Origin of the sequence: Arsenicicoccus bolidensis DSM 15745 (genome assembly GCF_000426385.1) — a bacterium.
Lineage (GTDB): Bacteria > Actinomycetota > Actinomycetes > Actinomycetales > Dermatophilaceae > Arsenicicoccus > Arsenicicoccus bolidensis.
On the sequence record NZ_AUFG01000008.1, the window covers coordinates 47,917 to 61,413 of the forward strand.

At 68.3% G+C, this 13,497-nt stretch carries 11 protein-coding genes; 10 read left to right on the forward strand and 1 reads right to left on the reverse strand.

Annotated features, from left to right (window positions below; translation table 11 throughout):
- The first annotated feature begins 1 nt into the window (after window position 1).
- The 10 genes from K313_RS0106390 to K313_RS0106435 all read left to right on the forward strand — a co-directional run bounded on the left by K313_RS0106390 (window position 2) and on the right by K313_RS0106435 (window position 9,595).
- Window positions 2-1,012: an ABC transporter permease gene (locus K313_RS0106390; RefSeq protein WP_029210903.1), complete on the forward strand. Its 1,011-nt coding sequence runs from the start codon at window positions 2-4 to the stop codon at window positions 1,010-1,012.
- Window positions 999-2,024, forward strand: a complete 1,026-nt coding sequence (locus tag K313_RS0106395) for a sugar ABC transporter substrate-binding protein (RefSeq protein ID WP_205621826.1) — start codon at window positions 999-1,001, stop codon at window positions 2,022-2,024. The genes K313_RS0106390 and K313_RS0106395 overlap by 14 nt, the downstream gene beginning before the upstream one ends.
- Before the next feature lie 37 nt (window positions 2,025-2,061).
- Complete coding sequence (locus K313_RS0106400; RefSeq protein WP_029210905.1) at window positions 2,062-3,561, forward strand: sugar ABC transporter ATP-binding protein; 1,500 nt, start codon at window positions 2,062-2,064, stop codon at window positions 3,559-3,561.
- 44 nt (window positions 3,562-3,605) lie between these two features.
- Window positions 3,606-4,376, forward strand: a complete 771-nt coding sequence (locus tag K313_RS0106405; protein ID WP_029210906.1) for an SDR family oxidoreductase — start codon at window positions 3,606-3,608, stop codon at window positions 4,374-4,376.
- A gap of 86 nt (window positions 4,377-4,462) precedes the next feature.
- Window positions 4,463-5,365 carry a transketolase gene (locus K313_RS0106410; protein WP_029210907.1) on the forward strand — a complete coding sequence of 301 codons (903 nt, stop codon included), beginning with the start codon at window positions 4,463-4,465 and terminating at the stop codon, window positions 5,363-5,365.
- A gap of 9 nt (window positions 5,366-5,374) precedes the next feature.
- Window positions 5,375-6,346 carry a transketolase family protein gene (locus tag K313_RS0106415; RefSeq protein WP_029210908.1) on the forward strand — a complete coding sequence of 324 codons (972 nt, stop codon included), beginning with the start codon at window positions 5,375-5,377 and terminating at the stop codon, window positions 6,344-6,346.
- Between the two features lie 295 nt (window positions 6,347-6,641).
- The gene (locus K313_RS23860) at window positions 6,642-6,905 is read left to right on the forward strand and encodes a hypothetical protein (RefSeq protein WP_029210909.1); all 264 of its coding nucleotides are present in this window, start codon (window positions 6,642-6,644) and stop codon (window positions 6,903-6,905) included.
- Complete coding sequence (locus tag K313_RS0106425) at window positions 6,902-7,291, forward strand: type II toxin-antitoxin system VapC family toxin (protein WP_034252146.1); 390 nt, start codon at window positions 6,902-6,904, stop codon at window positions 7,289-7,291. The genes K313_RS23860 and K313_RS0106425 overlap by 4 nt, the downstream gene beginning before the upstream one ends.
- Window positions 7,292-7,539: 248 nt before the next feature.
- Window positions 7,540-9,051 (forward strand): purine-cytosine permease family protein, encoded by a 1,512-nt coding sequence (locus K313_RS0106430; protein ID WP_029210911.1) that lies wholly within the window; start codon window positions 7,540-7,542, stop codon window positions 9,049-9,051.
- Window positions 9,032-9,595, forward strand: a complete 564-nt coding sequence (locus tag K313_RS0106435) for a cysteine hydrolase family protein (RefSeq protein ID WP_029210912.1) — start codon at window positions 9,032-9,034, stop codon at window positions 9,593-9,595. The genes K313_RS0106430 and K313_RS0106435 overlap by 20 nt, the downstream gene beginning before the upstream one ends.
- Before the next feature lie 138 nt (window positions 9,596-9,733).
- On the opposite strand, the gene K313_RS0106440 is transcribed toward K313_RS0106435, so the two are convergent.
- Window positions 9,734-13,192 (reverse strand): glycoside hydrolase family 3 N-terminal domain-containing protein, encoded by a 3,459-nt coding sequence (locus K313_RS0106440; RefSeq protein ID WP_156911181.1) that lies wholly within the window; start codon window positions 13,190-13,192, stop codon window positions 9,734-9,736.
- Between the last annotated feature and the right edge of the window lie 305 nt (window positions 13,193-13,497).

Here is a 13,497-nt window from a genome sequence, read left to right on the forward strand (position 1 = left end):
CATGAGCACTGGACAAGCTGCAGCCCCCGCCCCCACCAAGACGACGACACGCACCAGCAGATCTGGTGGTCGCCTACGTCAGGTCCTCGGCGGAGCGGGCGGGCCCTTTCTCGGACTCGTCGTCCTGGCTGTCGCGCTCTTCATCGCGACGCCGGCTTTCCTCACCGTCAACAACCTCCTCAACATCCTCGACCAGATCACGATCCTTGGCGTGCTGGCGCTGGGCATGACCTTCGTCATCGTCACGGGTGGCATCGATCTCTCGGTCGGTGCGGTCCTCGCGTTCTCGATGATGGTGCTCGGTTGGACCTCGCACGATGCCGGGTGGCCACTGCCGCTGAGCATCCTCGCCGCGATCCTCGCGGGGGGACTGTGCGGGCTCGTGTCTGGCCTCGGCATCACGAGGGCCAAGCTGCCCCCGTTCATCGCCACTCTTGCCATGCTCTCGATCGCTCGCGGTGCCGCCAACGTCATCACGGACGGTCAGCAGATCGTCGGATTTCCGGACTGGTTCACGGGCCTGTCCACCACGCGCTATTTCGGATTCCTCACGGTCACGGCAGTCATCCTCGTACTCCTCCTTGTCGCCGGGTGGGCATTCATGAGGTACCGCCCGGGTGGCAGGGGGCTATACGCCATCGGCGGTAGCCCGGAGGTGGCTCGGCTGGCGGGCATCGACGTCAAGAGGGCCACCACCGGTGTCTACGTGACCATGGGCCTGCTCGCCGGCCTGGCTGGCGTGATCCTCGCGACCCGCCTCGACTCGGCCCAGCCGAGCGCCGCGAATGGCATCGAGCTGGACACTATCGCCGCCGTGGTCATCGGCGGAGCGAGCCTCAGCGGCGGGGTCGGCCGCATCACCGGAACCATCGTGGGCGTCCTCATCATCGGCGTGCTGCGCAACGGGCTGAACCTCATGTCCGTGTCCCCCTTCGTCCAGATGATCGTCATCGGCGTCGTCATCGCCCTCGCCGTCATGGTCGACGTTCTCCGCCGTCGTGACCAGGTCTGAACCAATTCTCATCCAGCGCAACTCGTCGAAAGGCAATCCCATGAGCACTCGAAAGATCGCCGTCCTGTCCCTGGCCTTCGCCGCCGCCATTCCCCTCTCGGCGTGCAATCGCGACAGCAGCGCCACCTCTGCGGCTGACAGCGGGGGGAAGCCTGTCGTCATCGGCCTGGCCGTGGCCAACCTGCAGGCCGACTTCTTCAACCAGATCAAGCAGTCGGTCGAGGCAGAGGCGAGCGCCAAGGGCGTGAAGGTTCAGGTCTCCGACGCCGGTGGCGACTCCGCCACCCAGGTCAACCAGATTCAGGACTTCATCTCCCGCCAGGTGAGTGCCATCATCTACATCCCCGCAGGGGCCACGGCTGCTGGGGTTCCCGTCAAGGCAGCGCAGCGCGCGAACATCCCCGTGATCAACGTGGACCGTAACGCGCCCGACGCGCCGGGGAAGACCTTCATCGCGACCGACTCCGTGGCTGCCGCCAAGACCTTGGGCGACTGGGTCGTCAAGCAGCAGGGCGGGAAGGGCAACATCGCCATCCTGCAGGGGCAGATCGGCACGACGCCGCAGGTCGATCGTCAGAAGGGGTTCCAGGAGGCGCTGAACGCCGCACCCGGCATGAAGGTCATCGCCCAGCAGCCTGCGGACTGGGCTCAGGACAAGGGATTCAACGTGGCGCAGGACATGATCCAGGCACACCAGAACATCAACGTCTTCTGGGGACAGGCGGACGCCATGGCCCTGGGAGCGGCCCAGGCCGCCTCCAACGCGAACCTCAACCCCAAGCCGCTCATCGTCGGCTTCGACGGTGACAAGGCGGGGATCCAGGCGGTTCGTGACGGCAAGATCGACGCCACGATGGTGCAGCAGACCCAGCTCATGGGCCGACTCGCGGTGGATGCCGCCATAAAGCTGGCCAAGGGAGAGCAGGTTCCCGCGCAGCAGCTCCAGACGGCCACCCTGCTCACCAAGGCCGACAGGGCCAAGGCGGACGAGTTCCTCGCCAAGCACCCGTGACCACCGGCGAGCCGTCCCCAGCAGGGAGTTGAGCACCATGACAACGAGCAGCCATGTGCCGGCGGGCCTGATTGTCCGCGGCGTCTCCAAAAGATTCGGTGCCACGCAGGCACTGCACAGCATCGACCTCGAGATCAGGCCGGGAGAGGTCGTCGCGCTCCTCGGTGAGAACGGGGCCGGCAAGTCGACCCTGTCCAACATCATCGCAGGCGTGTTCACGCCCGACACGGGTGAGATGACGTGGGACGGGAAGCCCTACGCGCCGACGGCCCCGCGGGATGCGCTCGACGCGGGCATCGGTCTTATCCACCAGGAGATGCGGCTGCTGCCTGAGCTGTCCATCGCCGAGAACGTCTTCGTCGGGCGACAGCTCATGTCCGGAGGCCGCATCGATACCAAGGAGATGGAGCGTCGCGCTCACGAACAGCTGCAGCGTCTGGGGCTGGACGTCTCGCCTCGCCGCAAAGTAGGAACTCTTCGGGTCGCAGCCCAGCAGCAGGTCGAGATTGCGAAGGCCCTGGCCCTGGAAGCACGGTTGCTGATCCTGGACGAGCCAACAGCCGCCTTGGGCGCCGAGGAGACCGACAACCTGTTCGCCCAGGTCGAGGCGCTCAAGGCGGAGGGCGTCTCGTTCATCTACGTGAGCCACAGGCTGGAGGAGATCGCGAGGATCTGCGACCGCGTCGTTGTCCTCCGTGACGGCCAGTGGGTGACGTCTCACGACACTGCGCAGGTGCCGGTGCGGACTCTTGTGGAGGGCATGGTTGGACGCAGCATCGACAACGTCTTCCCTGAACCTGTCGAGGCGACGGACGACGTCGTTCTATCCGTCGAGGGACTCACATCAGCCTCAGGCGCCTTTCGAGACGTGAGTTTCGACGTGCGCCGGGGCGAGATCCTTGGCATCGCAGGGATCGTGGGCGCTGGTCGCACAGAGGTCGTTCGGGCCATCGCCGGCGCGGACGGGGTCGCCGCCGGCACCGTCACGGTGGATGGGCAGCGACTCAGGTCTGGCGACATCGGCACGGCCATCAAGGCTGGAATCGTCCTGGTCCCCGAGGATCGCAAGTCCCAGGGCATCGCCCTGGACATGTCGATCGAGGACAACATCGCCTTGGCCAACGTCGAGAGCGTCTCGGGTCCAAGCGGATTCATCAAACCGTCAAAGGTGCGGTCGGTCGCGTCGGAGGCTTGCAACATCCTGACCGTCAAGGGGCGCCCGGAGCAGCCCGTTCGTGCTCTGTCGGGGGGCAACCAGCAGAAGGTCGTCATTGCCAAGTGGCTCGAGCGCAAGCCGAAGGTGGTCATCCTCGACGAGCCCACCAGAGGCATCGACGTGGGTGCACGAGCCGCGATCTATGACGTCATCTCAGCCCTGGCGGCCGAGGGCGTCGCGGTCATCGTCGTCAGCTCCGAGCTGGAGGAGGTCCTGGGCCTGTCTCACCGCGTCCTCGTCCTGGCACGCGGGCAGCAGAAGGGAGTCCTCGACCGTGGCGATGCCACCGACGTCTCGGTCATGCAGCTCGCCGTGGACTGATGCAGGTCGCACGGCGCCATAGCCCATCAGCAGAAAGGCAGGACATGAGCAACGAACCAGATTTCCGCCTGGACGGACGTACCGCGATCGTGACCGGCGCTGCCAGCGGCATCGGCCGGGCCATCGCCCAGGGCATAGCGTCGTCGGGGGCCAGCGTCGCGGCCTTCGACCTCAGCGGCCCCGGCTTGGACGAGACGGTCGCTCGTATCAACGACTCGGGCGGGCGGGCAATCGCGGTTCCGGGCGATGTGACCGACGCTGCCAGTCTCGGCGACGCGGTCGCCCAGACCCAGCGCGATCTCGGACCCCTCAGCCTCGCGGTGAACGCCGCTGGTATCGCCAACGCCGCCCCGGCGGAGGAGATGGCACTAGAGCAGTGGCAGCGGGTCGTCGACGTGGACTACACGGGCGTCTTCCTCTCCTGCCAGGCAGAGGGGAGGGCGATGCTCGCCAACGGCCGGGGATCCATCGTCAACATCGCCTCGATGTCCGGCAGCATCGTCAACCGGGGACTGCTGCAGGTCCACTACAACTCCGCGAAGGCTGCGGTGATCCACCTCGGCAAGAGCCTGGCCATGGAGTGGAGCGACCGTGGGGTCCGGGTCAACACGATCAGCCCGGGCTACACCGCCACCCCGATGAACACTCGACCCGAGGTCGCGGACCAGGTTCGTCAGTTCGAGCAGGACACCCCCCTCGGTCGGATGGCCACGGTCCAGGAGATGGTCGGGCCTGCCGTATTCCTCCTGTCGGACGCCTCCGCCTTCGTCACCGGCGTCGATCTCCTCGTGGACGGCGGCTTCGTCTGCTGGTGAGGTCCCCCGCAGCAGCAGTCAATTTCTCTACGCAACCCCCAGCAAACCATCACCTCCAGACCTGACCCATCAGGAAGGACGCAGTCATGACTGCCCTCAGCACCGAGCACGCGACCATGCCCGTCATGGGACGCTTGGCTCCGGACGCGCCCCGCGAGGAGCTCGTCGCTCATCTCGCCGAGGCCGCCCGCCAGATCCGCCTTCAGGACCTCAAGCTGGTGCACTACGCCAGCGCCGGACACATCGGCGGCGACTTCTCGGCCATCGACATCCTTGCGACCCTATACGGGGCTGTCCTCAACATCGATCCGGACGACCCGGAGGATCCGGAACGCGACCGATTCATCCTTTCGAAGGGGCATGTTGCCGGAGCGCTGTACACGACTCTCGCCGCGTTCGGATTCATCCCCGTCGAGGAGCTGGCGACCTTCCTGAAGCCACTCTCCCGCCTCAACGGTCATCCCAATCGCAACAAGGTGCCCGGCGTGGAGGCCAACACTGGCCCTCTTGGTCATGGTCTGCCCATCGCGGTCGGCCACGCCCTGTCCGCCCAGCTGGACTTCTCGCGGCGACGGACATTCGTCCTGACCGGAGACGGCGAGCTGCAGGAAGGCAGCAACTGGGAGGCCATGATGGCGGCCGCTCAGTACGAGCTCGACAACCTCACCGTCATCTGCGACCGCAACCGGCTGCAGCAGGGCGCCACGACCAAGGAGACCAACGACCTCGATCCCCTCGACCAGAAGGCTGCGGCGTTCGGGTTCGCGGTCGTCGAGGTCAACGGCCACGACCACGCCCAGCTCCTCGACGTCCTCTCCTCCACCCCGGTGCAGCCCGGCAAGCCGACGTTCGTCATCGCCCACACGCACAAGGGGCACCCCATCTCCTACATGAGCAGCAACGTCGCCTGGCACCACAAGGTCCCGAGCTTCGAGCAGCTGTCGTCCGCACTCGAGGAGCTCGACCCGACCCTCGCCACGAGCAAGTGAGGAACCACCATGACCACCGCTGAGCAGCATGACGTGACGTCCATCGTCGACCAGCCCCGTTTCGACTGCCGGAACGCCTATGTCGTGACCCTGGCGGAGCTTGCCAAGGCCGACGAGCGCATCGTCGGTGTCGTCAACGACTCCGTCGGTTCGTCCAAGCTTGATGCTTTCAAGAAGGCCTTTCCCGACCGCCTCATCAATGTCGGCATCGCAGAGCAGGACATGGTCGGTGTGGCGGCCGGTCTGGCCAACGGGGGCCGCATCCCGTTCGTGTCCGCAGCATCCTGCTTCCTGACGGCCCGTGCCTTGGAGCAGATCAAGGCCGACGTGGCCTACTCCAACCGCAACGTCAAGCTGTGCGGCATGAGCCCGGGGATGGCGTATGGGGAGCTGGGCCCGACGCACCACTCGATCGAGGACATCGCCTGGCTACGGGCGATCGACAACATCACCGTCGTCGTTCCCGCCGACCCGACCGAGACCGCCGCGGCGATCCGCTGGGCGGCAGAGACGGAAGGGCCGGCCTTCATCCGCGTGTCGCGGATGGCGGTGCCGGAGGTCAACGCCGAGGACTACACCTTCGAGCCGGGCAAGGCGCACGTCTTGCGTGACGGTGGTGACGTGACTCTCATCAGCAACGGCACTGTCGTCTGGCGATGCCTCGCAGCCGCCGAGAAGTTGGCACAAGAAGGGATCTCGGCTCGCGTGCTGTCGATCCCCACGGTGAAGCCTCTCGATGAGGTGGCCGTGCTTGAGGCCGCTCAAGAGACTGGCGGCATCGTCACGGCGGAGGAAGCCACCGTTGCCGGGGGACTCGGAGGCGCGGTCGCCGAGTTCCTCGCCGAGCGTCATCCCACGCGGATGCGACTGCTGGGCGTGACCGAGTTCGCCCCCACCGGCTCCGCAGACTTCCTGCTCGACCGATTCGGGATGTCGATCGATGGCATCGCGGATGCTGCTCGCAGCGTCCGGCAGGCCTGAATCGCGCTTCGTGATCGCGGAAACCTGAGCACCGACAGAGGTGCTCAGGTTTCCGCGTTGTCCCTGCGGGGGCGCGACCGCCGACGTCGTGGGTCGGGTCGCGGCCGAGCAGCCATGGGATGCCGCCAACAGGACCGACCCTTGACCGCCCCCGGAGCACCTCGCCACCTGCCGCGAGACGGCGGGCCGCGACCTGCAGGACCCCGCCGACGACCCCTATCCCGCCGCGCCGGCCCGCGCCGGACCCGCACCAGGCGCAGGTGCAACACCAAAGGGTCCGGGGATACACTGAGATATGCCGACCACCAGACCGCGCCACATCGTCACCGAGACCGATGACGTCGCCGCCGCACTCGATCGGGCCGCCCGCCGTTGGCCGGCCGAGTCTCGGGGGCGCCTCGTTGCACGGGTGCTCCAGGACTGGAGCCGTCACGCCGAGGGTCAGGAGCGCGCGGACGCCCACGACCGGGTCGCTGCTGTCCGCGAGGCAGCCGGCGCCGGCGCCGGTTACTACGGATCGACGTACCTCGCCGACCAGCGGCAGGAGTGGCCCTCGTGATCGTCCTCGACGCCAGCGTCGTGGTCGCCTGGCTCGAGCCGGAGGATCCGCAGCACGCCGCTGGTGTGAGTCTGCTGGAGGCGTCCGCCGCCGCGACGAGCGACCTGGCCCTCTCGACCCTGACGTTGGCAGAGGTGCTCGTCGGACCCGCTCGCGTCGGGGTCGGTGCGGTTGCCGCAGTCCAGCGGTCGCTCGCCGCGACGGGGATCCGCGAGGTCGCCCTGCCCGCGGCCGCCCAGCTGGCCACCGTGCGCGCGTCGTCAGGGTTGAAGATGCCCGACGCCTGCGTCCTGGCGACGGCTCAGCACCACTCGGCTCCGCTGGCGACGCTGGATCGGCGCCTCGCCCAGGCGGCTCGGGACGAGGGACTCGACGTCATCAGCTGAGGGCCCCGTGACCTCAGGGCTCGCCTCGAGCGTCAGAGCAGTCGTCAGCCGGACGACGTCATTCCGGAACGGGTGGGATCGGCCACCGTCATCGGTGGCCGATCCCACCCGATGGGGCGGCGGCAGGACAGGTGGCGTCAGTGGGCGCGCAGGAAGGGCTCGAGCGCATCGGCACCCGGGGCGGTTCGTCATACGACCGAGACCGGCTCTGCGACGACCGCGCTCGGCTCGGTGAGAGCATAAGGACCATGACAGCGACGTCTTCACCAGGCCAGACCGCCACCGAGGTCCGCCGCCGCGGGGTCGAGACCACCGGCATCGAGATCATCGACGAGTCCGCGCGCACCGCACGCCCGCACGACCTGTTCTGGCCGTGGTTCGCGGCCAACGTCAGCGTCTTCGGGATCTCGTACGGCGCCTACGTGCTCGGCTTCGGCATCTCGTTCGCGCAGGCTGCCGTGGTCGCCGTCGTCGGCGTGATCCTCAGCTTCGCTCTGTGCGGGATCATCGCGATCGCCGGCAAGCGCGGGTCCGCCCCGACGATGATCCTCAGCCGCGCGGCCTTCGGCGTGCAGGGGCAGAAGGTCCCCGGCGTCATGTCCTGGCTCGTGTCGATCGGGTGGGAGACCTTCCTCGCCATCATGGCCGTGCTGGCGACGTCCACGATCTTCGGCCGCCTCGGATGGGGTGGCGGGACGCCCACCAAGGTCGTCGCGACCGTCGTCGTCGCGGCGATCATCGTGCTCGCCTCGGTCGCCGGCTACCACATCATCATGCGGCTGCAGTCGGTCCTGACCTGGGTCACGGGTGCGGCGACGATCGTCTACATCGCCCTCACCGTGAGCCACGTGCGGTGGGATGCCGTGCGCGAGCTCCCCTCGGGCCCATGGCAGTCCGTCGTCGGCGCGCTGGTCATGGTGATGACCGGCTTCGGGCTCGGCTGGATCAACATCGCCGCGGACTGGTCGCGCTACCAGCGCCGTGACGCGTCCAGCGGCGCCATCGTCGCGTGGAACACCCTGGGCGGCGCCGTCGCTCCGACGCTGCTCGTGCTCTACGGCCTGCTGCTCGCCGGATCCGACCCCAAGCTCTCCGAGGGGATCACCGCCGACCCCATCGGCACGCTCGCCACGATCCTGCCCACCTGGTTCCTCGTGATCTTTCTCGTCGCCGCGGTGCTCGCACTCGTGTCGGGGGCCGTCCTCGGCATCTACTCCTCCGGCCTCACGCTGCTGTCCCTCGGTGTCCGGATCCCCCGTCCCGCAGCGGCTCTCGTCGACGGGATCATCCTCACGGCCGGCACGATCTGGGTCGTGTTCTTCGCCCAGAGCTTCCTCGGGCCGTTCCAGAGCTTCCTCATCACGCTGGGCGTCCCGCTCGCGGCGTGGGCCGGCGTGATGATCGGCGACATCGCCCTGCGGCGGCGCGACTACGACGACGACGCGCTGTTCGACGGTGGCGGGCGCTACGGGAGGTTCGACTGGACCTCGTTGGCGCTCATGGCGATCGCCTCGGTCGTGGGCTGGGGTCTCGTGGTCAACACCTTCGCCGCCGACGCCCCGTGGAACAACTGGCAGGGCTACCTGCTCTCCCCGCTCGGCCTCGGCACGCGCACCGGCGACGCGTGGGAGGGCGCCTGGCCCTACTCCAACATCGGCGTCCTGCTCGCCCTGCTGATCGGTCTCGTCGGCTGTCTCCTGCTGCGCCGCAACCGGGTTCGTCGACAGGAGGCCGGCACCTATGGCCGACTCGACGCCTGACGGTGACGCCTGGCTGGTGGTGATCGACCCACAGGTCATCTTCGCGTCGCCCGAGAGCGACTGGGGCTCACCGATGTTCGCGTCGATCGTGCCCCGGGTGCACGCTCTCGCACGGGAATTCGCGGGGCGGGTGGTGGTGACGCGCTTCGTCGCGCCGACGTCGCCGCAGGGGTCGTGGGCGGACTACTACACCCGGTGGCCCTTTGCGCGCGTCGAGGAGAGCGACTCCCTGTATGCCGTCGTGCCCGAGCTGGCGTCACTCGCGGCCGGGGCGCACGTGGTCACCGAGCCGACGTTCGGCAAGTGGGGTGCCGCCCTGCGCGAGATCGTCGGCGCCACACCGCGGCTCGTCCTGACCGGCGTCTCGACCGACTGCTGCGTCATCGCGACGGCCCTGGCGGCGGCCGACGCGGGCGCCAGGGTGACGGTGGTGACCGACGCGTGCGCCGGCTCCACGCCCGACGACCACGCGGCGGCGCTGCGGGTGATGAGCCTGTTCGAGCCGCAGATCACCCTCACCACCACCGCCGAGCTCCTGGCCTGACACCGCTGCCACGCGCCGACCTGACGTCGTGGGTAGGTCTGGTTACCAATAGCGGTGCCCAGACTTCCCCGCGATCAGCGAGGAGACCCGAGCGAACGTTCGGGCGCTCGGGTCTCCGCACTGGTGCTCGGCCGGGGCCTAACCGACGGTGATGGTCGCGGTGCGGGAGTAGACCTTGTCACCCACCTTCGCCACGACCGTCACCCGGACGAGGCCACGGCGGGTCGCCAGGAGTCGGCCGTCACCCGAGACCATCGCCCCTGCGGTGTTGGCCTCGTTCGGCGCCAGCCGGTAGGTGTAGCTCGTGTCGGCCGCAGCAGGCGTGACCTGTGCGCGCAGCCACACCCCGCGGCGAGCGTCCCGCAGCGCCAGCCTCTGGTCGGCGAAGGAGACCTGACCGTCCCCGATGACGACGTCGCCGTCCTGCAGTGCCCCGTCTCGCACGACCACGGGGAAGGTCGTGCTCTTGGTGCCGCCGTCAGCGGTGACCGTCGCGGTGATGTGCGCCTGACCGGCACCGACGGGACGCACGGTCCCAGAGGCGTCCACGCGAGCCACCTTGGCGTCTGAGCTCGCATAGGACACGCGAACCTTCTGCAGGTCGTAGAACGAGTCATCGTTGCGCGTGGCGGACAGGTTGGCGTGGATGACGTTGCTCGGAGCGTCGGTGTTGAGGACGACCCCGTCCGGAACGGCGGCCACGGTGCCGATCTGCGAGCGCAGGTGACCTCCGAGGGCGAAGGTCCCGCGAAGCCCCTGAGACGGCTCGGACGACGGGCCGACGTGCAGCCCCCAACGGCCGAGGTCGAAGGTCTTGCGGCCGGCGCGGGCGTCCCAGAACCACAGGTCCTTGGCGTCGACCTTCATCGTGACCCTGCGGGTCGCGCCTGCCGGTACGGCCACCTTGTCGAAGCCCTTCAGCTGGCTGTCCGGCCGCAGCTTCGAGGAGGCCTTCGGGGACGAGACGTAAAGCTGGACGACCTCGTCGCCGTCGACCCTTGAGGTGTTGCGCACGTCGACGCTCACCTCGAGGGTTCCGTTGACGTCCACCCGCGGACGCTTGACTTGCAGGTTGGAGTACCTGAAGCGGGAGTAGCTCAGGCCGTGTCCGAACGGGTAGGAGACGTTGCCGGTGAAGTACTGGTAGGTCCGACCCTCACGGCCGCCCGTCGGGGTCATCGTGTAGTCCCGAGGATCCGCGAGCTGCTCGATGTCGGCGTACTGCGTGAACGGCAGTTTCCCGCTGGGGTTGGCCAACCCGAACAAGACCCGGCCGACGGTGTCGCCCTGGTACATGCCGTTGTACGTCGACCACACGATGGCGGCCGCGTCGTTCTTGAACGGCTCGATGTCCACGGTGCTGACCGACTGGATCCAGGCGACCGTCCGTGGGTTCATCCTCGCCACGGTGCGCACTAGGTCGGCCTGTCCCCGCGGAAGGTCGATGTTGGGACGGTCCTCGTCCTCCGACGAGTCGGAGGGGTTGCCCGCGATCCTGGGGGTGGTGGAGTCGTTGCCTGCGATCGTGCCCACGTAGGCCACCACGGCGTCGGCCTCCCTGATCGCCTGCTGCTGCTCCGGGGTCAGCTCCGGGACGAAAGACTCGTTCTCGTAGACGAAGGAGAGGCGCTGGCGACCGGTCGGGCCGGCATAGGCCCCGGCCTGCGCAGTGCCGGGGGCCGGCACCTGAGCCACGACCCGTCCCTCGCGGCCACCGAGACGGACGTCAAATCGTCCGCCCTCGAGTGTCGTCGCGGAGCCACCCTGGACGACTTCGACCCGGCTCGTGCCAGCGGGCACGTCGACGTCGGTCTCGAACCAACCTCCCCAGGCGCCGAGCGTCTGCATGCTGTCGTATGCCGTCGCCGGGTTCGACCATGGCTGCACGCCGCGCCAGCCTGAGAACCTCTCGCTGCGCAGGATCGTCCCGGGGGTGACCCGTCCGAGCTCTGCTCCGGAGGCGTCGAGGAAGCGCACGGCGGCGGGGGTGGCGGTCTTCCCGGGCCCCGCAGCGACTCGCGCACCGATCGAGGGCTTGCGCTTGTTCTCCAGGCCGGACTTGTTCATCCCAGGGATGTAGGTCACCTGGGTGCCCGGTGCCGCCTCGCGGACCGCCTTCTGGATGCCCTGGAGGGCGTTCGAGCTCTCAGCAACACGGGTGGGCGAGTAGTCACCGTGGACCTCGGTGGTGGCGAGCGGCCCCACCACGACGACCTTCTTCGCGTCCTTGGCCGTCAGGGGGAGGGCCGGCGCGCTCGTGGTGGCGCCTCGTGGACGGTCGTTCTTGAGCATCACCGCGGCCTGGTCGCTCATCTGCCGGGACGTGGCCAGGTGATCGGGGCTGGAGACCTGGTTGGCGATCGTGTACCGGTCGTTGCGCCACGGCACCTTGGTGGCCGGGTCGAACTCGCCGGTGCGCATCCGCAGCGTGAAGGTGCGCACCAGGGAGACGTCCAGGTCCGCCTCTGTGACCGCGCCCTGAGCGTAGGACTGCTCCAGGTAGGTCGGGTAGTCCTGGTCCATGCAGTCCAGGTCGACTCCGGCCTTGAGCGTCCAGGCGACGGCCTCGGGCGCGGTCAGCGGTGTGGAGGAGCCGGGCGGTGCCCACTGGTGGTTGCCGGGCTGCCAGACGTCGCGGACGGCGTCGCAGTCCGAGGTGACTGCGCCGTTGAAGCCCCAGGTGCGGCGGGCGAGCTTCTCGACGAGGTTCTTGTCGGCCGAGACGGGGATGCCGTTCACCTCGTTGTATGCCGTCATGAGGGAGCCCGCCTTGTACTTCCCGACCAGGTCGGCGAAGGCCGGTGTGTAGTACTCCCGGAGCTCGGCCTGCGTGAGGTTCGAGCTGCCGGTGTGCCGGTTGTTCTCGGAGTTGTTCGCCAGGAAGTGCTTCGGCGTCGCGACCGTCTTGAGATAGGTGGGGTCGTCGCCCTGCATCCCTCGGACGAACTGGCCGCCGATCCGCGAGGTGAGGTGCGGGTCCTCGCCGTAGGTCTCCTCGGCGCGGCCCCATCGCGGGTCACGGTCCATGTTGATGGTCGGGGACCAGTAGGTGAGCCCCTTGTTCGCGGCGGCGACGCCGGGGGACGTGAAGTTGTTCATCGCGCGTGCCTCGTCGGATGCCGCAGAGGCCATGCGCCGCACGAGGTCTGGGTTCCATGTCGCAGCGATGCCGAGGCCGGTGGGGAACTCGGTCGCCTCGCCCCCGTCGTTGAGCTTGTGGTCCGGGTCCTCGGCGGCCCTGGCGACGCCGTGCAGCGCCTCGTTCCAGTAGTTGTAAGCCGGCACGTCCAGGCGTGGGATGGCCGGGGCGACCCCCTGGTTGTGCTGCCGCTCGGCGCGGAACTGCTGGATCTTCTCTGCCCTGGTCATGCGGGACACCAGGTCCGCCGCCCTGACGTCGAAGGGAAGGGACACGTTGCGGTAGGCGGGTTCCTGCTGCGTGGCGGCCTGGGAAGCGTGCGCGGCCGAGGAGATGGTCATGGTGCCGGCGCTGGCCGCCGGCGACGTCGCGGCCAGCGGGAGGAGCATCGCCACGGTGGTGAGGAGTCCGACCAGGGGGGTGCGCCGGGAGGGGTTGCGGTTGTCGCGTGACGTCATCGTCATCTCGTCCTTCGTCTGGTTCCTTGGGGGGACCGCGCGGATGGAGCGCCGGCTGTCGGCAGGGGTGCGCGGGGTGGGGGAACGAGCGCCGGCGTGGGCCTGGCTCGCTCGGGAGGGGAGTTGAGTCAACCGATTTGTTGCGTGATTAAACTAACCCGTGCAGCCCGTAGGGGCAAGAGGTGTCGCCCAGTTCTTTCTGGGCCTGTCCACAGGTGGCTCAACGGTTCTCGTGGTTGCCCCGGGGCGCCGCGCGTCCCGTGACGACGTCGGCCGCGCACCCCGAGTCAACGAGGTCGCGCGGC

What these genes read in the sequence shown, in the direction of transcription:
- K313_RS0106390 (WP_029210903.1), top strand. Translation starts at nt 2, where the DNA reads ATGAGCACTGGACAAGCTGCAGCCCCCGCCCCCACCAAGACGACGACA.
- K313_RS0106400 (WP_029210905.1), top strand. Translation starts at nt 2,062, where the DNA reads ATGACAACGAGCAGCCATGTGCCGGCGGGCCTGATTGTCCGCGGCGTC.
- K313_RS0106405 (WP_029210906.1), top strand. Translation starts at nt 3,606, where the DNA reads ATGAGCAACGAACCAGATTTCCGCCTGGACGGACGTACCGCGATCGTG.
- K313_RS0106410 (WP_029210907.1), top strand. Translation starts at nt 4,463, where the DNA reads ATGACTGCCCTCAGCACCGAGCACGCGACCATGCCCGTCATGGGACGC.
- K313_RS0106415 (WP_029210908.1), top strand. Translation starts at nt 5,375, where the DNA reads ATGACCACCGCTGAGCAGCATGACGTGACGTCCATCGTCGACCAGCCC.
- K313_RS23860 (WP_029210909.1), top strand. Translation starts at nt 6,642, where the DNA reads ATGCCGACCACCAGACCGCGCCACATCGTCACCGAGACCGATGACGTC.
- K313_RS0106430 (WP_029210911.1), top strand. Translation starts at nt 7,540, where the DNA reads ATGACAGCGACGTCTTCACCAGGCCAGACCGCCACCGAGGTCCGCCGC.
- K313_RS0106435 (WP_029210912.1), top strand. Translation starts at nt 9,032, where the DNA reads ATGGCCGACTCGACGCCTGACGGTGACGCCTGGCTGGTGGTGATCGAC.
- K313_RS0106440 (WP_156911181.1), bottom strand. Translation starts at nt 13,192, where the DNA reads ATGACGTCACGCGACAACCGCAACCCCTCCCGGCGCACCCCCCTGGTC.